Origin of the sequence: Hydrogenovibrio marinus (assembly GCF_013340845.1) — a bacterium.
GTDB lineage: Bacteria > Pseudomonadota > Gammaproteobacteria > Thiomicrospirales > Thiomicrospiraceae > Hydrogenovibrio > Hydrogenovibrio marinus.
The window spans coordinates 1,200,723-1,221,284 of the sequence record NZ_AP020335.1 but is presented as its reverse complement, the minus strand read 5'-3'; the positions used below and the strand labels follow the sequence as shown (position 1 = coordinate 1,221,284).

Annotated in this window: 17 protein-coding genes; 2 read left to right on the top strand and 15 right to left on the bottom strand. The window is 43.7% G+C overall.

All coding sequences use genetic code 11. The features are described 5' to 3' along the window. Positions 1 to 179 precede the first annotated feature (179 nt). Both purB and HVMH_RS05785 read left to right on the top strand, forming a co-directional pair. A complete protein-coding gene (gene purB / locus HVMH_RS05790) occupies positions 180 to 1,577 on the top strand; it encodes an adenylosuccinate lyase (protein ID WP_029908840.1) in 1,398 nt (465 codons plus the stop codon). 99 nt (positions 1,578 to 1,676) lie between these two features. Continuing rightward, positions 1,677 to 2,846 carry a cupin domain-containing protein gene (locus tag HVMH_RS05785; RefSeq protein ID WP_029908838.1) on the top strand — a complete coding sequence of 390 codons (1,170 nt, stop codon included), beginning with the start codon at positions 1,677 to 1,679 and terminating at the stop codon, positions 2,844 to 2,846. 22 nt (positions 2,847 to 2,868) lie between these two features. Here HVMH_RS05785 and HVMH_RS05780 read toward each other — a convergent pair whose 3' ends face one another. From HVMH_RS05780 to HVMH_RS05710, 15 genes are all read right to left on the bottom strand, one after another. Continuing rightward, entirely contained in the window at positions 2,869 to 3,396 is a 528-nt protein-coding gene (locus HVMH_RS05780) for a hypothetical protein (RefSeq protein ID WP_029908836.1), read from the bottom strand. Between the two features lie 13 nt (positions 3,397 to 3,409). Then, a complete protein-coding gene (locus tag HVMH_RS05775; RefSeq protein ID WP_029908834.1) occupies positions 3,410 to 6,334 on the bottom strand; it encodes an insulinase family protein in 2,925 nt (974 codons plus the stop codon). A gap of 168 nt (positions 6,335 to 6,502) precedes the next feature. Beyond that, positions 6,503 to 8,596: a polyribonucleotide nucleotidyltransferase gene (gene pnp, locus HVMH_RS05770; RefSeq protein ID WP_029908832.1), complete on the bottom strand. Its 2,094-nt coding sequence runs from the start codon at positions 8,594 to 8,596 to the stop codon at positions 6,503 to 6,505. 255 nt (positions 8,597 to 8,851) lie between these two features. Then, positions 8,852 to 9,118: a 30S ribosomal protein S15 gene (rpsO, locus tag HVMH_RS05765; protein ID WP_029908830.1), complete on the bottom strand. Its 267-nt coding sequence runs from the start codon at positions 9,116 to 9,118 to the stop codon at positions 8,852 to 8,854. Positions 9,119 to 9,248: 130 nt separating this feature from the next. Beyond that, entirely contained in the window at positions 9,249 to 9,740 is a 492-nt protein-coding gene (locus HVMH_RS05760; protein ID WP_051622959.1) for a Crp/Fnr family transcriptional regulator, read from the bottom strand. Beyond that, on the bottom strand, positions 9,734 to 10,552 hold the full coding sequence (locus HVMH_RS05755) for a methyltransferase domain-containing protein (protein ID WP_051622958.1): 819 nt from the start codon (positions 10,550 to 10,552) through the stop codon (positions 9,734 to 9,736). The genes HVMH_RS05760 and HVMH_RS05755 overlap by 7 nt, the downstream gene beginning before the upstream one ends. Before the next feature lie 9 nt (positions 10,553 to 10,561). Then, the gene (gene truB / locus HVMH_RS05750) at positions 10,562 to 11,458 is read right to left on the bottom strand and encodes a tRNA pseudouridine(55) synthase TruB (RefSeq protein WP_029908824.1); all 897 of its coding nucleotides are present in this window, start codon (positions 11,456 to 11,458) and stop codon (positions 10,562 to 10,564) included. Between the two features lie 48 nt (positions 11,459 to 11,506). Then, the gene (gene rbfA, locus HVMH_RS05745) at positions 11,507 to 11,881 is read right to left on the bottom strand and encodes a 30S ribosome-binding factor RbfA (RefSeq protein WP_029908822.1); all 375 of its coding nucleotides are present in this window, start codon (positions 11,879 to 11,881) and stop codon (positions 11,507 to 11,509) included. An 83-nt stretch (positions 11,882 to 11,964) separates the two neighbouring features. Further along, positions 11,965 to 14,445, bottom strand: a complete 2,481-nt coding sequence (gene infB / locus HVMH_RS05740) for a translation initiation factor IF-2 (protein WP_029908820.1) — start codon at positions 14,443 to 14,445, stop codon at positions 11,965 to 11,967. 22 nt (positions 14,446 to 14,467) lie between these two features. After that, positions 14,468 to 15,955 carry a transcription termination factor NusA gene (gene nusA, locus HVMH_RS05735; RefSeq protein ID WP_029908818.1) on the bottom strand — a complete coding sequence of 496 codons (1,488 nt, stop codon included), beginning with the start codon at positions 15,953 to 15,955 and terminating at the stop codon, positions 14,468 to 14,470. Positions 15,956 to 16,038: 83 nt separating this feature from the next. After that, positions 16,039 to 16,491 carry a ribosome maturation factor RimP gene (rimP, locus tag HVMH_RS05730; protein ID WP_029908815.1) on the bottom strand — a complete coding sequence of 151 codons (453 nt, stop codon included), beginning with the start codon at positions 16,489 to 16,491 and terminating at the stop codon, positions 16,039 to 16,041. A gap of 211 nt (positions 16,492 to 16,702) precedes the next feature. Continuing rightward, positions 16,703 to 17,059, bottom strand: coding sequence for a 3'-5' exonuclease family protein (locus HVMH_RS05725; RefSeq protein WP_051682468.1), 357 nt, complete (start codon positions 17,057 to 17,059; stop codon positions 16,703 to 16,705). Further along, a protein-coding gene (locus HVMH_RS05720; protein ID WP_155988733.1) for an IS3 family transposase occupies positions 17,056 to 18,218 on the bottom strand; the annotation gives its coding sequence in 2 pieces (ribosomal slippage) (positions 17,056 to 17,954 and positions 17,954 to 18,218; 1,164 coding nt in all). Before HVMH_RS05720 ends, HVMH_RS05725 begins: the two co-directional genes overlap by 4 nt. 24 nt (positions 18,219 to 18,242) lie before the next feature. Further along, positions 18,243 to 18,590, bottom strand: a complete 348-nt coding sequence (locus HVMH_RS05715) for an exonuclease domain-containing protein (RefSeq protein ID WP_051682467.1) — start codon at positions 18,588 to 18,590, stop codon at positions 18,243 to 18,245. A 20-nt stretch (positions 18,591 to 18,610) separates the two neighbouring features. Then, complete coding sequence (locus HVMH_RS05710; protein WP_029908811.1) at positions 18,611 to 20,515, bottom strand: putative nucleotidyltransferase substrate binding domain-containing protein; 1,905 nt, start codon at positions 20,513 to 20,515, stop codon at positions 18,611 to 18,613. Positions 20,516 to 20,562 lie beyond the last annotated feature (47 nt).

Below are 20,562 nucleotides of genomic sequence, written 5' to 3'. Positions count from 1 at the left end.
AGCAAATTTTTTCAACCTTCGCAGTAAATTTTCACTAACCACTGCTTTTAAAACGGCTGTAAAACCAACTCTTTAACAACCCTACATTCAACATAAAGCTAACGCGCAAAGATAAGTTGTTTTGCGCTATAATACGCGGCATTAAAAATAATGAATTGATTGAAGTAAGGAACTAGAGCATGCAACTTTCGGAATTGACCGCTATCTCACCTGTTGACGGCCGTTACGGCGCGCGTTTATCGAATCTAAAAGAAATTTTCAGCGAATACGGCTTGATCAAAAACCGTGTTAAGGTTGAAGTCTCATGGTTGAGAATGCTGGCAAACCATCCAGGTATTCCAGAAGTTCCGGCATTAAGCAGCGATGCTGAAAACCACCTAATGAAATTGGTTGATGAGTTTTCTTTGGAAATGGCGCAGCGCGTTAAAGAAATCGAACGCACCACCAATCACGATGTTAAAGCGGTTGAATACCTAATCAAAGAACACTTTGGCGACAATGCCGAGTTGAATGCTATTGGTGAATTCGTTCACTTTGCTTGTACTTCAGAAGACATCAACAACCTGGCTTACGCTTTAATGTTGAAAGATGCTCGTGCCAATGTCATCGTGCCAGAAATGCAGACAGTGATCGACAAGATTGCTGGCATGGCAAGCGACATGGCAGACATCCCAATGATGTCTCGTACACACGGTCAGCCAGCGTCTCCAACAACAGCCGGTAAAGAGTTCGCTAACGTCGCTTACCGTTTGCAACGTCAAGTCAAACAACTGATGAACGTTCAAATCATGGGTAAAATCAATGGTGCGACAGGTAACTACAATGCACACTTGGCCGCTTACCCTGCTATCAACTGGTATGAGTTGTCAGAACAGTTCGTGCAAAGCCTAGGCTTGGCTTGGAATCCATATACTATCCAAATCGAACCACACGATTACATTGCTGAATACTTCCACGCAATGCAGCGATTCAACACGATTTTGATTGATTTCGACCGTGACGTTTGGGGTTATATTTCAATCGGTTTCTTCAAGCAAAAAACCGTTGCCGGCGAAATCGGTTCTTCTACCATGCCACATAAAGTTAACCCTATCGACTTTGAAAACTCTGAAGGGAACTTGGGAATCGCTAATGCTATTTTCGACCACCTAGGTCAAAAACTACCAATTTCCCGTTGGCAGCGTGATCTAACAGACTCTACCGTATTGCGTAACTTAGGTGTTGGTGTTGCACACACTATGATTTCACTACAAGCTACGCTAAAAGGCCTAAACAAGCTTGAAGTGAATGCCGAAGCCATGGCCGCTGACTTGGATCAAAACTGGGAAGTCTTGGCGGAAGCGATTCAAACCGTTATGCGTCGTTATGGTATTGAAAAACCATACGAAAAACTAAAAGACTTAACGCGCGGTCGTCGTGTTAACAAGCAAATCATGCAAGATTTCGTTGATACCTTAGAGCTTCCAGAAGAAGCAAAACAGGCATTAAAAGACATGACCCCTGCTACTTATATCGGTAATGCAAAACAACAGGCTGCTAACATTGAGTTGGCGCTAACCATGTTAAAAGGCCGTTAAGCTTAAACACACTTTTCGCAATTAAAATCTGCCAGGTTGGGGGCACCATAAGCCCCCCAACCTGGCAGATTTTTTTTCATTTTTAGACAGGACAAAACCATGCTTAACTTCAGCGACATTACTCTAGATGTTTTCCTAAAAGACTATTGGCAAAAGAAACCTTTGCTAATCAAAAATGCTTTTCCGGACTTCGTCTCCCCTATTTCCGCTGAGGAACTGGCTGGACTGTCTTTGGAAGAAGAAGTGGAAAGTCGCATCGTCATCCAACATGGCGAACAAGACTACGAGCTCAAGCGCGGCCCTTTCGAAGAAACTGTCTATAGTGAGTTACCAGAACAAAACTGGACGCTTCTCATCCAAGGAATGGATCGCTTGATTCCAGAGGTAGGCGAACTGCTTGAACAGTTTGATTTCATCCCACAATGGCGCTTGGACGACATTATGATCAGTTATGCTGCTACTGGCGGTAACGTTGGTCCTCACTTCGATCACTATGATGTTTTCCTGCTTCAGGCACAAGGTCAACGCAACTGGAAACTGACATCTCAGGATTGCGAGCTTTCCAACTATATTGAAGGCGTCGATTTACGCTTGATGCAACGCTTTGTGGTCGAGGATGACTATGTTTGCGAAGCGGGTGACCTGCTGTATGTTCCACCCAAATGGGGACATCACGGCGTTGGTTTGACAGATGACTGCATGACGTGGTCTATCGGCTACCGAACCTATAAAGGACTTGAGCTTTGGGACAGTTTTGGGGATTACCTAGCGGAAAACAATGCTTTCCAAACACTATACCAAGACCCGAACTGGCAAGGCTCTGCCCCAGGAGAAATCACCGAAGGTAGCTGGCAACAAGCCAAGGTTCTTTTGGAATCTGTTTTGCAGGATGAAGCGGCATTGAAACAATGGTTTGGGCGTTTTGCCACCCAGTTGGATCAAAGCGCCTCACAACAATTACCAGAACCTTTGACGGAAGAAGAACAATCAGATATTGAAACTTTGATTGATGTTTTGCATGAAGCGGAAGGTATTGTGCGCGACCCGGTTTGTCGTTTCGCTTATTTGCAAACGGAAGATGGTGTTACCTTTTATATCAACAGCGCGATTTGGCAGGATTTTGGAGCAACACCGGAGTTCTTACGCCTACTTGCCAATCAACGCCGCATCCTGCAAGATGAATTGGTGCCTCACCTTAATCAGGAAGGCAATCAAAAACTACTTTCGGATTTATGGCAGTTACAGTTTTTCGAAATTTTAGAAGCTTAATTAGCTGTCTGAAATTAAGCCTTTAAATTAAATCTTGTTGCTGGAAGTTCGCTATTGAGCTTCCAACATCTGCACCCAAATAATTTTCCAAGCGATCACATAACGTCAGTACCTGATCTTTCACTTGATTGAAAAACACCTGTGTGCTGTCAGACTCACCTGCCAGAGGTCCTGGCATATCCTTGAAGTGCGTTGCGCTAAAGCGAATCAAGTTTGCATTCACAACGGTAATATCGGCATTAAATGACACCTTCAGTTCTTTGTTCTTGATATGAACCGTCACGACACCTTTTGCCTGCAAATTATCATTTTCCATCGCAACAAACTTCAAGGTATTCTCACCCTGAACACCCTGCGTGGCCATCCATTGGCGTACTTTCTTGAGCACATTTTCGTTGGTCGGTTCATAGTCCGGCATTTCAAATTGCAGCATTGCCAACATTTGCTTATCATCTGGGCGAATCAATGTCTCACCGCAGCCGGATAAGGTCAACGCGGTTCCTGCAGCACTCAAACCTGCCAACAATTTAATAAAAGATCTTCTTTTCATCACACAGACTCAATTAAAGTTTGAAAATATCAAACGCGTGCTCTTGTAACAGCTCTTTTTTCGCATCCGAGGTCAACACCGCAAAAGATGCTTTTTCCGGCAAAATGTATTTTTGTGCAACTTCACGTAGGTCTGCCAACGTTGTTGACAAAACCCCTTCACGATATGCCATCAACATATCATGGCTTCGACCATAAAGCTGTTGGTAAAAAGCTTTTTTCGCTTCACCTGCTGGCGAACCAGGTTTATCCATGGCACTGATAACATTCAAAATCGCTTCTTCAACCTGTGCCTGAGTGGCTTCGTTTGAAAGCAGCCAGCCCAATGCACTATCGAAGTCTTCATAGGTTTCCAACAAACGAGGATCACGATAGGAATAGAAGCAGAAAGAAGCACTTTCAGCGTTAAATGCCGCACCACCGCCGTAAGCACCGCCCTTTTCACGTACTGCAGAGTGCAGGAAGCCATTGCGCAAGCATGCACCCAACACTGAAAGCTTTGGCGCGTCAGGGTGTGCAGACGTCACAGCTGGATAGGCTTTTGCACAGAAATTGACTTGTGTACTGGTGATCCAGGCCTGTTTGATTTTTTGGTGTGAAGCCGTCAATTGGAATGCGCTGGTCGACGCATTATGCATCAAACCATCCCAAGACGATTGCATGGTGGAATAAGCTTCATCCAAAACCGTTTCATCCGACACCAACAACGCTTGTTTTGATGCCGACATCAACTTGCTGCGAATGGACTCAAAATGCCCAATCATTTTTTCCAAGCCTGCACCTTCCTCTACTGATTTATGCAGTGCTTTGATCGCTTTAATGCCTTCAAAACCGGTACGATCAAACTGCCACTTAGCAACGGGAGAAAAATTCTGCATCGCTGCTCTCATTGCATGACTATGCCCACTTCCGGTAACACCGTGGTCGATAGAGCTACGAATTTGATCGAGCAAATCCTTGATGCGATCAGTTTCATCAAAACGTGCTGTTTGCAGCGTTTCCTGCATTAAGTCTGCCAAGCCTGAATGGTTACGGTTAAGTGCTTTGCCCGACAAAATGGTATGGCTGTGATAATTGTCTACATCATGAATATTGGCTCGAATGGATGATTTAGCACTTAAACCGCCCGTAACGGCTGCCTGCAATGATTGCGTTTGCAGGTAATCCCTGCCACCAGAACCTAATTCCGGCAAACAACTATGGAAAACCGGCAACACCGCTTTTTCTTCGTCCGTAAGGTCTGGTAAATCAATCAACAACTGTTCGTACACAATCCCGTTGGTACCCGCTTCATAAACACTGTAAGGCTTGCTATCGGTTGCCAAAACCTTAGCGGGAACCACTTTGATGTCTGCAGGAACATCATCCTTAGTCACTTCCGGCAAAATAGAAGGATCATCTTCTTGCTCTTGGCGCTCTTTCAGCGCCGCTGCCAAGTCAACAATCGCTTGTGCTTCTGCTTCACTCAGACCCGCTTTGACCTTCGCCAATTTGGCTTTTTCATCGGCATCCTGTTTCGCGGACAATTCCGCAGCAGGAACAAGCGTCAGACAGATACGGTGAGGATTGTCCAGCAACCACTCTTGAACCAAGTCTGGAATAAATCGTGGATGTTTAACGGCTTCACCCAACGTCAACAGAGCCTTATCCGTATCCAGTAGTGCAATGGGATCTCCGTCGTGCATCGCACCTGCCAGTGATTGCAGAATCAATTGCAGTCCATAAGGATAACTGTCTCCACCGATTTCACGTTGAGACAATTCCAATTGGTGCAACATTGCTTCTACCTGATCGGCATCAACACCCTCTTTGGCAATGCGCTGCAATTCATTCAAAATCAAAGCCTCAACCGCATCGGTATGTTCAGCTTCACTGCCTTGCACACCAACAGCAAACACCATTTCTTTATTGGAGTCTTCTAAGCCACATAATGGTGACGGCGCAGAAGCCAGATCGGTTTCTTCCAACACTTTACGAAGTGGCGATGCGCTATTGTCCAGTAAAACGGCCTCCAACAAATGACCTTTTAGGACATCCAGTTCGTTTTTGTTTTCACCCAACAACCAACCTAAGACGATGTGAGTTTTCTTTTCAAGCGACTCTTCATCCAGCGCATAATGCTCAACGACTTTTTTCGGCTGAGTAAGACGCAGCTCTGAAGGCACTTTAATGACATCGACTTTGTCTTTAAATCGAGATAACCCCAAAGCTTCAAACTGTGTTTGATGCTCAGCGGCAGTGATATCGCCATACGTCATGAATACAGCGTTGGATGGGTGGTAATGCAGTTTATGGAAGTCCACCAACTGTTGGTGCGTTAAATCCGGAATGTCCTTTGGCTCACCACCACTGTTGTAATGATAAGTTGAGGTTGGATAAAGTTCCGTTGTGAATGTCTGCCATAGTGTCGAAACTGGAGAACTCATCGCCCCTTTCATTTCGTTGAAGACAACACCTTTGTAGGTTAAATCCGATGCTGGATTTTCCGGTTCAGCAAACTCGAAACGATGTCCTTCCTGAGCAAAATCTAACGCATCCAAATTTGGAAAAAACACTGCATCCATATAGACTTGCAGAAGATTTTGAAAGTCTTTTCTATTTTCTGTCGCAAAAGGATAGGCCGTCCAATCACTGGAAGTAAATGCATTCATGAAGGTGTTCAGTGAACGACGAATCATCATGAAAAAAGGGTCTCTTACCGGATATTTTTCGCTACCACACAACACGGTATGTTCAAGGATATGTGCGACCCCGGTCGAATCCATTGGCACAGTACGTAGGGCGACCATGAAGACATTTTGCGGATCGTCAGCAGCCAAATGATAATGTTCTGCACCCGTCACTTTATGTTTAAAGTGCTGAACATTGATATTTAAGGATTCGATGCTGTGCTGACGGATAAATTCAAACGCAGAATGACACTCGATAGTTTTCGACATAGTGCTCTCTTAGTAGTGATTAGTTTATGCTGAAGTTCCGAATCTTTACCGTAAAATTCGGACATAAAAAAACGGCCATTTAGACCGTTTTATTATAGCAAGTTTCCCCGTTTTCAAGGGAAGGAAACCTGACAAGAAGATTAAATTATCTCAATAGAATTCTGACAATTACTTGTCAGCATCCTTCATAGACAATTTAACGCGACCTTGCTTGTCAATATCTGTCAGTTTCACACGGATTTGCTGTCCTTCAGACAAGTAGTCAGCCACATTCTCAACACGCTCTTCAGCGATTTGAGAAACGTGAACCAACCCTTCTCTACCAGGCATGTAGCTAACGAAAGCACCGAAATCAACCAACTTAACGACAGTCGCATCATAAGTTTTTCCGATTTCTGGTTCTGCAACGATTTCAGCAATGCGTGCTTTCGCCAAATCAGCAGATTCCTGATCTGTTGCAGCGATTTTGACGTTTCCATCATCATCGATTTCGATAACTGTTCCAGTTTCTTCGGTCAAAGCACGAATCGTCGCGCCACCTTTACCGATGATTTCACGCACTTTTTCAGGCTTCACTTTTACCAATGTGAAACGTGGTGCTGTGCTAGCAACATCTTGGTTAGAGTGATTGATTGCACCAGACATTTCCTTCAGGATATGTAGACGCCCATCTTTTGCCTGATCCAAAGCGATTTTCATGATCTCTTCGGTAATACCGGAAATCTTGATATCCATTTGGAGTGCCGTTACACCTTGGTCAGTACCGGCTACTTTAAAGTCCATATCACCTAGGTGATCTTCGTCACCAAGAATGTCAGATAGAACCGCAAAACCAGACTCTTCTTTCACTAAGCCCATCGCAATACCCGCGATAGGTGCTGCTATTGGAACCCCTGCGTGCATCAATGACATGGAAGTACCACAAACGGTTGCCATAGATGACGAACCATTTGATTCAGTAATTTCAGACACAACACGAATGGTATATGGGAATTCTTCGGATGTCGGCAACAAGGCAGATACACCACGACGCGCCAACATACCATGACCAATTTCACGACGTCCAGGTGAACCTACACGACCACACTCTCCAACAGAATACGGAGGGAAGTTATAGTGCAACATAAAACGATCATGATAAGAGCCGGTTAGCTCATCAACAATTTTCGCGTCTTTTTCAGTTCCAAGCGTTGTAACAACCAGTGCCTGTGTTTCTCCACGTGTAAACAACGCAGAACCATGAACCTTAGGTAGTACACCTACCTTACAAGCGATCGGACGAATCGTTTTGGTATCACGACCATCAATACGAGGTTCGCCCGCGATAATACGACCACGAACGATGTCTTTTTGTAGCTTACCGAACAATTTTTCGATTTCGCCAGCATCTGCACCGGCAGGATTTTCTTCCGTCGCAACCAACGCCGCCATGACTTTTTCTTTTGCTGCGTCATTCGCTGCATAGCGTTCCATTTTGTCAGCAATGTTATAGGCCGCTTCAACATCCGCGCGAACCGCTGAATAAACTTTTTCTTTCAGCTCAGTATTTTCTGCTGCTGGAGCCCAATCCCATGCTGGTTTACCGGCTTCAGCTTTGAATTCGTTAATTGCATTGATGGCAACTTGGAATTGTTCATGACCGAACATGACCGCACCCAACATGATTTCTTCAGACAACTCAGCCGCTTCTGACTCAACCATCAATACCGCTTCTGAAGTACCGGCAACACTCAACTCCAAATCTGACTCTTCCAACTCGAACTCAGATGGGTTCAACATATAACCGACTTCTTCGTTATAACCAACGATTGCCGCGCCGATTGGTCCGTCGAATGGGATACCAGAAATAGCTAGTGCTGCTGAAGTCCCTAGCATGGCTGGAACTTCTGTCCCTACTGCTTCATCCAACGATACAACCGTTGCAATGATTTGCACTTCATTCATGAAGCCTTTAGGGAACAAAGGACGGATTGGACGGTCAATCAAACGAGAGGTCAACGTTTCTTTTTCTGAAGGACGCCCTTCTCGCTTCAAGAAACCACCAGGGATTTTCCCTGCTGCATACGCTTTCTCTTGATACTGAACAGTTAGAGGAAAGAAGTCTTGCCCTTCTTTTGCACTCTTAGCGCCGACAACAGTAACCAAAAGCTGGGTGTCACCCATTGAAACCATAACCGCACCATCTGCCTGACGTGCGATTTCACCTGTTTCAAAGGTAACTTGGTGTTTACCGTATTGGAAAGTCTTTACGTGCTTTGCCATGTCATTTCCTTTTCAAGTTGGCTTTAACCGAAACCTGAATCCCAAGTGACCTGACTTGATCAACACTACAATCGTCAGAACACTTGGGATTCAGGCTTATTTTGGTTTCCAGTTAAAGTCTTATATTAATTTTCTACAAAATAAAACTCGTCCATTTTACAGCAAAGAGACGGTTTAACAACATGTGATAAATCATTTTTTGAAACAAAAAAGCCCGCATAAATGCGGGCTTTTTTATCGATCAAAATAACCTTATTACTTACGTAATCCAAGTTTTTTGATTAGCGTGAAATATCTTTGCGCGTCTTTCTTGTGCAAGTAATCCAACAATTTACGACGACGACTAACCAAACGCAACAAACCAGTACGTGAATGGTTATCTTGTTTGTGTGATTTGAAGTGTTCTGTTAGATATTGGATGCGGTTAGTTAGTAACGCAACCTGAACTTCTGGAGAACCAGTATCGCCTGCACCAGTCGCATATTCAGCAACGATAGCAGCTTTATCTTGAGCTGTTAACATATTTTTATCCTTTGATAATCGGTTTATCGTAGAGTTTGTTTCCATAACCGATGACAGAAACAAAAAACGGAATTATACAGAGTTATTAGTCAATGACAAGCCTAATAACTTGAAATTCCGTTATTTTTTATTAGTGGCGACCAAAACCTTTCATGTAGTGCTCAAACTGAGAAACATCGTTGCTCAGCGCACGAATCAAACGGTCAAGACTGACCACTGCGTTTTCAATGATATTTACCGCAATATATGGGTGTTCAACCTTCAGACGCTGGTACATAGGGCGAGTTAGCTGCAACAACTTAACTTTCTTGGAGTAAGCTGACATTCTCATCATTCTAGGTACGTTATCGAAGAAAGACATTTCGCCAATCAAATTTCCTGGACCTTGCTGACCAATCTCAGCTTCATCCTGACCGTCCGTTGCTGTGAACCCGACTTTTCCTTCGACAATAAAAAACATGGAATCACCGATATCACCCATATCGGAAATGATGTCACCTTTTTTTAAAGTCTTCTCTTGTAAAAACTGCGCCATCACCTCAACGTCGTCACGCGTCAGGGATTCGCATATTTTATTCTCTTGAAAATATTCAAATAATTCTGCAGGTGTCATTTCTAGCATGTTTCTTGTTCTTCCTTGTTCTTGGCTACAAAGGACGCAACAGGACGTCCATCTTTGAGTAGCTCTATTTTATCAACAATTATTTCAAAATCCGAAAATGTTTTGGCGAGTTCTCCTGACCGCAGTATGAAATTTGGATTTTTTGGGGAACCGAATGCTTCAACGCCCTCGGTAAAGGTTTGCATCACCAACGTGCCGCCGGGTGCTAAATGCTGTTTTATCCATTGATAAAGATCGCGATTCAAATAACGAACCATGACAATCAAATCAAACCTTTCGTCGGGTAAACATAGGGGTTCTGACAAATCACAACTGAGAAAATCTATGGTTTGGTGATGATTTTCTGCAAGCTGCCGTGCACGCGTCAAAACCGCTTCCTGCTTATCTATTGCCGTGACCTGCCAACCTTGTTGAGATAGGTAAACCGTATCTCTGCCACCACCACAGCCAACATCCAACGCCTTGCCTGGTGGCAAATTTTCAACAGTTTGTTTGAGAAGATAGCATGGCTGCCATAGAATTTGGGAATCAGCCCCAACCTGGCAGATTTTAGGGTTCTGTGACAACAAATCCGCTACGTTTTCTGTAGTCAGTAATTGCACGACCTCATAACCTTTGTCTGCTAAAAAGTCGGCAGCGTCATCCAGAATGGTCGCTTCCCCCACTATTTGAAGCTTGGCTGGCCTTGCTGGCAACTCATTGAGTCTTTCAAGCAAACATGGCCAAGGAAAGTGAGTGGCGCCGATAAGATGGCCTTCGCGATAAACATCCTCTTGACGCAAATCCAGAACGGGAAGCTTGTCGTCAAACATGATTGCCTCTTAATCGTCTGCCAGATTAAATAGACGCTTCGGCTTCAACAGATTCTTTTCAAACTGCCACTCGCCCACACCGAAAAAGCGCTCTTTATCATCATAAAAACGAACTAAATCCGTTTGCGGCTTTTCAACCGCCAACTTGCCACCATGCTGAATAGTTTGAGTATCTAGCTCGTTTAAATGCATTGCCTGAAGGTGCTCCAAAGGCAAATCAAGTGCTTGAAGATAGTCATCTGGATTTTGTGATACCACTTCCATTGTATGCATATCATCTGCAGTCAATGAACCTGTTTGCAAGCGACGTAACGCAGTCAAATGCCCGACAGTTCCTAGCACTTTGGCAATATCTTCTCCAAGAGTGCGGACATAGGTTCCCTTTGAGCAAAAAACTTCAAACCGAATTTCATCTGATTCAAAGCCGAGTAACTTGATTTCCAATACTCGAATGTTTCGAGCAGGTCTTTCTATCTCAATACCTTGTCTTGCATACTCGTAGAGCGGCTTTCCTTTGTGTTTCAATGCTGAATACATGGGCGGTACTTGCGCAACCTCACCAATAAAGCTGTTCAATACGCCTTCTATTTTTTCCTGAGACAATTCGGGAATGGATGCTTGTTGTGCAACTTCTCCATCCTTATCTCCTGTATCGGTTGCCACACCTAGCTTTAGTGTTGCTTGATAACGTTTATCCGAGTCCAGAAGCAGTCCGGAAATCTTGGTGGCCTCACCAAAGCATATCGGTAACAATCCGGTAGCAAACGGATCCAGAGCGCCAGTGTGCCCGGCCTTTTTAGCCTGATAAATTCGTCTTACTTTTTGCAGCAGGTCATTGGAAGTCATTCCTTCCGGTTTATCTATCAGGACAATGCCGTCCACTCGTTGCCATTGTTTTTTTGTCATGAGATTTCAGGTAGGTTTTCCGGCCGCCAAATACGGCCAGATAAATGATTATTTGTATTCGTCTTTCTTATGAAGTGCTTGAAAAATAAGCTCTTCGATATGGCTCGCATTTTCTGCAACCGTATCGTAGAAAAAACGAACTTCAGGGGTGATACGTAAGTTCATGCGCTTACCAACCTCAGTTCTGAAGAAACCTTTGGCTTTTTCCAACGCCTTGATAGCATCTTGCGCTGCTTGATCCGCTTCATTCTGACCAATGATGGTGAAATACACCGTCACCACACTCAAATCTTTTGAAATCTTACACTCGGTAATATTTACTTTTGATAAGCGTGGGTCTTTGGTTTCACGATGCAGAATCTCAGACAAGGTTTTTCGAACTTCAAGCGCGACCCTTTTTGTTCGACTCACTTCTTGATTCATTTTTATTCCTTTTTAAACAAAAAAACCTCTATTTTCAGAAAAATACTTTCTAAAAACAGAGGTTACACGGTTTTCAGCGTGGTTTAGTCAATCGTACGTTTAATTTGAACGCGCTCGTAAACCTCGATTTGGTCGCCGACTTTAACATCGTTATAATCTTTAACCCCGATACCACACTCCATGCCTTGACGAACTTCGTTCACATCGTCTTTAAAGCGTCTCAAGGACTCAAGGGCACCTTCATAGATAACGATATTGTCTCTCAAGACACGAATTGGGTTATTACGTTTAACGACACCGTCAGTCACCATACAACCAGCAATCGCGCCGATCTTAGGTGCTTTAAAGACATCACGTACATCAGCAACACCGATAATATCTTCTCTAAAGTCTGGCGCAAGCTTACCTTCAATAGCACGCTTAACTTCATCCACGATCTCATAGATAACGCTGTAGTACTTCAAGAAGACGCCTTCGTTATCAATAATGCGCTTCGCTTTTGCATCGGCACGCACGTTGAAACCGAAGATCAATGCATCAGAAGCCAGAGCCAAGTTCGCATCGGTTTCGGAAATACCTCCAACACCAGAAGATACGACAGAGACTTTAACTTCTTCATTAGACAGCTTCAACAAAGCGTCAACGATTGCTTCAATCGAACCTTGAACGTCGGCTTTAAGAATGATGTTAACGTTCTGAACTTCACCTTCCGCCATCTTGTTGAACATGTTATCCAACTTGGATTTTTGCTGACGTGCAATCTTCTTCTCTTTATACTTAGACTGCCTGAACATCGCTACTTCACGTGCTTTACGTTCAGATTCAACGGTAATCATATCGTCACCTGCAACAGGAACCGCAGACAAACCAAGCACCTCTACAGGAATAGAAGGGCCTGCACTTTCAACGTTTTCGCCGTTTTCGTTCACTAGAGCACGAACACGACCGTATTCCATACCACATAGTGCGATATCGCCTCTTTTCAAGGTTCCAGCCTGTACTAATACAGTAGCAACAGGACCACGCCCTTTGTCAAGACGGGACTCAACGACAACCCCTTTAGCAGGACCGTCAACTGGTGCTTCAAGCTCAAGAATTTCAGATGACAATAGAATTGCATCCAATAATTCATCAACACCTTGACCTGTTTTAGCAGAGACGCGCATGAACTGAACATCACCGCCCCACTCTTCAGGAACAACTTCTTCAGCAACCAATTCTTGCATAACGCGGTCAGGGTTCGCACCTTCTTTATCGATTTTGTTGATTGCAACAACCATCGTCAGATTAGCTGCTTTAGCATGCTGAATCGCTTCTTTGGTTTGTGGCATAACACCATCATCAGCGGCCACAACGATAACAACTACGTCGGTAACTTTTGCACCACGGGCACGCATTGCGGTGAACGCTTCATGGCCTGGAGTATCGATAAAAGTAATCCCGCCGTGACCAGTTTCTACGTGGTAAGCACCGATATGCTGCGTAATCCCACCAGATTCACCATGCGCAACTTTTGCTTGTCGGATGTAATCCAACAACGAGGTCTTACCGTGGTCAACGTGACCCATAATGGTCACTACCGGAGATCGTTTAACTACCTTGTCGCTGAATTCTTGGTTCATAACATCGTCTTCGATTTGGTTTTCGTTCACCAAAACCGCTTTATGTCCCATTTCTTCAACAACCAACTGTGCTGTCTCTTGGTCAAGTACTTGGTTAATCGTAACCATTGTTCCCAAAGACATCATCATTTTGATAACTTCAGTCGCCTTAACCGCCATCTTATCAGCAAGTTCAGATACTTTGATTGAGTCACCGATGGCGACTTCATGCACACGTTTCTCAACAGGTTTTTGGAACCCGTGCTCGTTGCTTTGTGCAGATTTTTTGTGGTGACCTTTATGGCGTCTGCGACCAAACTCTTGCTCTTCGCCACCGGCAAATGCCAAGTTCTTTTTCTGCTGTTTTTCTTTGATTTTTGGCTTGCCTTTATGTCTTAAGTCATCAGCAGTGTCCACCTTCTTATGTGGCTCAACATGCTTTTGCTTTTTGTCGTGCTTCGCTTTCTTCTCAGCAGCGGTTTCTTCCACTACAGGAATGTCTCCAACGACTTCTGGCACAGCAACTTCATCAACTGAAGATGTTTCAGATTCTTTGCTTTCAGTTGTTTCAACAACCACCTCATCTGAAACAGGTGCTTCGTTAACCACCTCTTCAACTGCTGGTAGATCTTCAACGACTTCTTCAACCGTTTCTTCAGCGTGCTCAGGCTTCTTAACATAAGTACGTTTTTTACGCACTTCAACATTCACCGTTCGCTTACCAGAACCGGAAGATAGGTTCAACGTCTGTACTTTCTTACGTTTAAGCGTTACTTTCGCTGGCGCTTCCGATGAATCGCCATGCAAGCTTTTCAAATAAGATAAAAGCGTCATTTTTTCTTCTTCAGATAATGAATCAGACGCTTTTTTACCAGAAACACCTGCATTTTCTAACTGTGAAAGTAATCTTTCTACAGAAAGGTTCAGTGTTTCTGAAAATTGTTTTATGGATACTTGTGACATCTATATTTTGCCTCCCGGGGTTTTACTCGAACCAAGGGGCGCGAGCTTTGAGAATCAATTCTCCAGCCGCCTCTTCGTCAATCTCAATCATTTCCATTAGTTCATCTGTACCAAGCTCAGCTAAATCTTCTTGGGACTTAATACCTTTAGAAGCCAATGCTTTTGCCATTTCTGGCGTCATACCATCTAGGCTTTTCAGATCTTCATCTGGCTCAGCAAGTGCCGCTTTCTCTTCATCGGCAATAGCCTGAGTCAATAGAGCATCTTTTGCTCTTTCTTTCAGTGCTGTCACGATTTCTTCATCGAAACCTTCAATTTCCAACATTTCTACTGCTGGAACATAAGCCACTTCTTCAAGAGAAGTAAACCCTTCCGCAACCAAAACTTCAGCCAACTCTTCATCAACATCCAAACCGTTCATAAACAGTTCTATTTGATCTTTAGATTCGCTTTCATGCTTGGCAGCCATATCAGATTGGCTCATGACATTCAGTTCCCAACCGGTTAATTCAGTTGCCAAACGAATGTTTTGACCGTTTTTACCAATCGCTTGAGACAATTGCTCATCGTCAACTGCTAAATCCATTACATGTTTGTCTTCGTCAACCATGATTGAAGTTACTTCGGCAGGTGCCATCGCATTGATAACGAACTGTGCATCATTTGGATCCCAAAGGACGATATCGATACGCTCACCATTCAATTCATTGGTCACAGCTTGAACACGTCCGCCACGCATCCCAACACACGCGCCGATTGGATCTAAGCGAGGATCGTTAGCACGAACAGCTACTTTTGCACGCAATCCAACATCACGAGCTGCTGACATAATATCAATCAAATCATCACCGATTTCAGGCACTTCGATTTTGAACAGCTCAATCAACATTTCTTTAGCCGCACGGGACATGATAATTTGAGGCCCGCGTGGACGGTAACTCACTTCCTGTACGTAAGCGCGCACACGGTCACCCATTTTGAAAACTTCACGATTGATCAGTTCTGAACGTGGGATGATTGCATCAACATTGTCACCCAAGTCCAAAATCACATCGCCACGATCAACTCTTTTGACTTGACCTGTAAGGATTTCACCAACGCGCTTAACGTATTCTTCAACAACCTTCTTACGTTCCGCTTCACGAACTTTTTGAATAATAACTTGCTTAGCGGTTTGTGCGCCGATACGTCCAAACTCAATCGATTCCATTGGTTCTTCTACAAACTGACCGGGCTCGATATGTGGATCCATTTCAACCGCATCCATTTGACGCATGTACCAACCGACGTTTTCTTCGATTTGTACATCATCTTCAACAACTTCCCAACGACGGAAGGTTTCGTAATCTCCTGTGTGACGGTCAATTGAAACACGAGCATCTAACTCGTCATTATGACTTTTACGAGTGGCGGTAGCGAGCGCAGCTTCGATCGCTTCGAAGATAATTTCCTTATCTACACCTTTTTCGTTAGACATGATTTCAACAACGGCTAAAACTTCCTTGCTCATTTCAGTTTTCCTCAAAAATAGGATTAATATTCAACCTTAAAATTTAAAATAAATGCATGACACGTTTGTGATTCACAAACACATCAAAATTCTGGTACGACATTGGCCTTTTCAATCATGTTAAAAGGAATAGGATAAATTTCGTTATCCACTTCTACTTCAATGCCATCTTGTTCAACCCGAACCATTTTGCCTTTAAAACGTTTGCGCCCCATGACATCCATTGACGTGCGAACTTGCACAACCGCATTCACATAAGCCTGAAACTGTTCGGGTTTCATCAATGGACGGTCCATTCCTGGCGAAGAAATTTCCAGCATGTAAGCATTAGAGATAGGGTCTTCAACATCCATAATCGCACTAACTTGGCGGCTGACCTTCCCACAATCATCTACAGTCACACCACTTGGTTTGTCGATATAGATTCTTAATGTCGAATGCTGGCCAGCCGGCAAATACTCACATCCCCAGAAGTCAAATCCCATTGATTCAACCGTTGGTTTTAGAAGTTGCTCGATTTTGTCCTCTAACGTCACACACTTTCCTTATTTCTAAAAACAAAAAACCCCGTAAAACGGGGTTTTTAAATGGTATCAGCACAGAAACCTTAGAAACTTACGGAAAAATATAAGCCATCCGCTTGATCCTAAATTTCTAAAGTTCTCTGTTAAACAGATTTAAAAAACTGGCAACATTATAAGGGCTTCAACGTCTGTTTTCAATGCACATCCTTATTTTGTTTAAGTTTTATTCTCTTGCCGAAAGCGATTTCAACTTAAGAAAAGCCAACGCCGTCATCATTGCATCATTCTTTGCATTATGTTGCCCTAAATTTGGCAACGCCAATTGCTCAAGAATTCTCTCGAAAGACAGGTCAATATTCGGCATATAAGGCGAATGATATTGGGATTTCAGCTGATAGTCGTAAAACAACTCTGATACTTCAATTTGCGGGTTAGGCAGCACGATGCTCAACCATGGCTTAATCAGCCTGTTGACTAACTCGACATCGAACTCAAGGTAATAACCCACCAAAGGTCTGCTACCTATAAAATAGAGGAATTGCCTCATCGCTTCAATTTCGTTAACACCTGTACTGGTCAAGCAATTTCGGACACATCACGTTTATAATTTTCATATTCAATAGGACTCATGTCACCATTGCTTGTATGAAGCCTTTCTAAGTTGTAATAACGCATATACGCTTTCACATCGTCAATCATATGCTCATGGTTAGGTTGATGTACTTTGAGCAGCCAGTCATGCTTTAAACTGCCAAAGAACCTTTCAACCACGGCATTATCCCAACACGCGCCAACATCGCCCATTGAGGCTCGGATTTTGAATTGTTTCAGCTGCGCTCTAAATGCGTCACTGGTGTATTGTGATCCACGATCACTATGGAAGATCACCCCTTTGGGCGGCTTTCTAAGCCAGTAGGCTTGCTTGAGCGACTCAAGCACGAGTTCGGTGGTCATGCGCGGGCTGATTGACCAACCGATAATCCGGCGTGAGTACAAGTCCATCACCACGCTCAGGTATAGCCAACCCTGTGCGGTTTTTAAATAGGTGATATCACCGGCCCACACTTGATTCATGCCTGTGGGGTTAAAGTCCATGTTCACAAGGTTATCTGCCACAGCGTGGCTTGGGTCCCGTTTTGTGGTGACTTTGAATGCAACACGCTGTTCAACCTTTAGGTTTAAGATTTCCATTAACTTGATGACTTTGTGGCGCCCAACCTTAAAGCCTTCTTTACGTAATCGCTTCATCAGTTCTCGTGAACCGAGACTGTTTCGACTGGCTATAAAAAGGGCTTTAGCTCGCCGATACAGTCGCAGTTGTTCTTCGGTAATAATAGCCTTGGGACGCTTGATCCAATCGTAATAGCCGGAGCGGCTAAAACTCATCACCTTACAGCTTAATTTAACCGAGTAGCCTTCTTGCGCCAACGTATGGATAAACTCAAATCCTAGTGCATTTCTCGGGCGAAGAAGGCTGAGGCCTTTTTTAAAATGTCTTTTTCCATTCGAAGCCGCTTGTTTTCAGCTCGCAGCTTTTTGAGTTCTTCACGCTCATTATCGCTTAAGGCCGCACCATTGGTTTGCGCTTCAAGCTTGTCTTTCCACTTGTAAAGCAAGTTTGGATTAACGCCTAGCGCTTGCGCCGCTTCAGCAACGCTATAACCTTGTTCAGTGACAAGCGCGACCGCTTCTTGTTTAAATTCTTTGGTGTAAGTTTTATAAACTCGCTTCTGATTCATAACCACTCCTAGATTCGACAACATCTATTGTCTCTCATTGAAGTGTCCGTTTCCATTAGACCAGTTCACACCACCCTGCACATCCAAATGTCTAAGTTGGTGAATTTTTATACTATCTTCGTGAATCTGCCCGGAATGCTGAACCACCAAATCCAAAGACTCTCCTGCTAGTACATTATTGCCTTTTATTTTGACTGCTGAGAGCGTCAGAATCTTGTCTTTTTTGGGGTTCAACCCGGTTGTTTCACAATCAAAACAAACATATTCATCTTCCGGAACCGGATCGAACAAGAAGTCGAATTCAAACTCTTTTAGACGATATTGTTGCCACTGGCGAACCAACATGTGTTTGAGTGAACTAAAGCGATTCATATTTCACTATCCTGGCGAGCTTAAAGCAACGCATCCAATTTATAGTGTTGATTCAGCATTTTCTTGAAACGCTTCACAACATCAAAAGCATCTTTCAGCAGATCCTGCTGAAGCGTGGATAAGTGCGTAACTTGTATTTTATTTTGTTTATTTGCAAATGCCTGTTCACCAACGCCTGCTTGCTTCAAGGAGATCATATTTTCCAATCGCAAAGTATTAAAGAAGTTCAGCGTTTCTCCCAGCTCATAACCGAACTCTTCCGAAAAAAAGCCTTTTTCCATAAGGGCTTTAATTCGCCAGTGTGTATTGGTTTGAGTAATACCGAATTCCAGCGCCAAACAACGAACACCATGAACGATGGCGAAGATCCCGCCCTTTTTCAAATCCAGCAAATCCTGTTGATCTTGCTTTTCCAAGACCAAACGCCCAAAGAAATTGACCGGCGTTTCAAACTGGAGCACGGGCTTTGCGAAGTGCCTCAAAAATTGAGGGTAAGTGCTTGCCCAATCAAAGACCAATTGCTTGCAGTCATCCAAAAGTGTTTCATCTCCAAAGACAGCCTCTGCATCAATAAAAATCGACAAATTCATAAAGCTGGCTTCATCCTGCGCGTCCATCCAGAATTTAAGCTGTTTTTTGAACTCAGTAACAGGTTGAAACCACATAGGGTTGCAAACCATCACATTCCCAGGGCACTTTGGAAAACCCAGCTGTATCAGTGTCTCGGTCATGCGTTCAGCGAAGGGTCTGATTGCTCTTAGTGTTTCAACATCAATATCGGGCAAAATAAATGCATTATCCTGGTCGGTTTTCATCACCTGCTCAGCTCGCCCTTCACTTCCCATGACAATAAAACAACCGGATTGCAGAGCGGCATCGGGAGACAAGAGTTCAAACACCTTTTGAAAAACTTTGCGATAAACCTCTGTCGCCAGTTTTGCAATGTAATGTGTTTTGACGCCGCGGGTATTCAAGTTCACAATCAGATCATCTACCTGCTGCAATACTTTCTCAATTTCTCCCAGACTGGAAACGCTTTCCAGGGTCAAAACCCCAAGACCGGACTGCGTTGCAAAATGCCCCATTAGGTCTTTTTGATAAAGCATTGCGATAGGACCATGATCATCTCTAATCACCAATCGATTCACGTAGTAACGCGTCATTTTCAAGAGTGCATTAAATAAATAATCATGATGATGCACGCTGATAACAGGGGCATGTGCAAAGCTCGATACCAATTGATTAAGAGCATCGGACTCACTGGAGATTGCGCGAAGCAAATCCATCGCCGTAACAATACTGTATGTATTCATTACATCGGTCGTCGATTGCTCTGCTTGTTGACCTCCCTCGTCACTGTCTACCAAGCAGGCATCGACCTGCGTAACAGCCATTTGATCTATGGCTTCTTTGACCGTAGCATTTGACGAAAGAACATTCAGCGTTTTGATTGGTGCATCAATCACCAACCCCATCAAGGCTTCACTTGAAGATGCCATCTGCCTGTTTTTATGCATCTGCTCAAGCTTATCGGTAATGGAGTTAAAGAAGTAGTTGGCTAATTCGGGTAGTTTGACCCATTCCATAAAATCATCACCACGAAGTCGATAAGCGATTGCTTCTTCTCTGACTTCATAATGACTTTGCTTGACCTTTTTTAGCAAAACAGATTCGCCAAAAAAGGTATGGTGAAGGTATAAAGCCATTTGACGGCCTTCATCATCAAACTCGGCAATGCGCCCTTTGATAACGAAATAGAGTGATGCGTTTTCCTCAGGATTCTCACTGAATTGAATATTGAATTTCGAACCCTGAGGGAAATAAACCACATCCATCGTGGATGACATTTTCTGCAGTGAATCTTCAGACAGGTTAGAAAACGGTTCTAACTGCTGGAGTAAGTTCACGACTGGGCTATTATTCATAACACTGTCCCTGTTACCTTTATGCTTTTATCATATCTAGAAAAATG

Bases quoted from the DNA above. Each gene is read 5' to 3' on its own strand.
- pnp (WP_029908832.1), bottom strand. From the start codon at position 8,596: ATGGCAAAGCACGTAAAGACTTTCCAATACGGTAAACACCAAGTTACC.
- HVMH_RS05755 (WP_051622958.1), bottom strand. From the start codon at position 10,552: ATGTTTGACGACAAGCTTCCCGTTCTGGATTTGCGTCAAGAGGATGTT.
- rbfA (WP_029908822.1), bottom strand. From the start codon at position 11,881: ATGAATCAAGAAGTGAGTCGAACAAAAAGGGTCGCGCTTGAAGTTCGA.
- purB (WP_029908840.1), top strand. From the start codon at position 180: ATGCAACTTTCGGAATTGACCGCTATCTCACCTGTTGACGGCCGTTAC.
- HVMH_RS05710 (WP_029908811.1), bottom strand. From the start codon at position 20,515: ATGAATAATAGCCCAGTCGTGAACTTACTCCAGCAGTTAGAACCGTTT.
- HVMH_RS05760 (WP_051622959.1), bottom strand. From the start codon at position 9,740: ATGCTAGAAATGACACCTGCAGAATTATTTGAATATTTTCAAGAGAAT.
- rpsO (WP_029908830.1), bottom strand. From the start codon at position 9,118: ATGTTAACAGCTCAAGATAAAGCTGCTATCGTTGCTGAATATGCGACT.
- truB (WP_029908824.1), bottom strand. From the start codon at position 11,458: ATGACAAAAAAACAATGGCAACGAGTGGACGGCATTGTCCTGATAGAT.
- HVMH_RS05775 (WP_029908834.1), bottom strand. From the start codon at position 6,334: ATGTCGAAAACTATCGAGTGTCATTCTGCGTTTGAATTTATCCGTCAG.
- HVMH_RS05715 (WP_051682467.1), bottom strand. From the start codon at position 18,590: ATGAATCGCTTTAGTTCACTCAAACACATGTTGGTTCGCCAGTGGCAA.
- HVMH_RS05780 (WP_029908836.1), bottom strand. From the start codon at position 3,396: ATGAAAAGAAGATCTTTTATTAAATTGTTGGCAGGTTTGAGTGCTGCA.
- infB (WP_029908820.1), bottom strand. From the start codon at position 14,445: ATGTCACAAGTATCCATAAAACAATTTTCAGAAACACTGAACCTTTCT.
- HVMH_RS05785 (WP_029908838.1), top strand. From the start codon at position 1,677: ATGCTTAACTTCAGCGACATTACTCTAGATGTTTTCCTAAAAGACTAT.
- nusA (WP_029908818.1), bottom strand. From the start codon at position 15,955: ATGAGCAAGGAAGTTTTAGCCGTTGTTGAAATCATGTCTAACGAAAAA.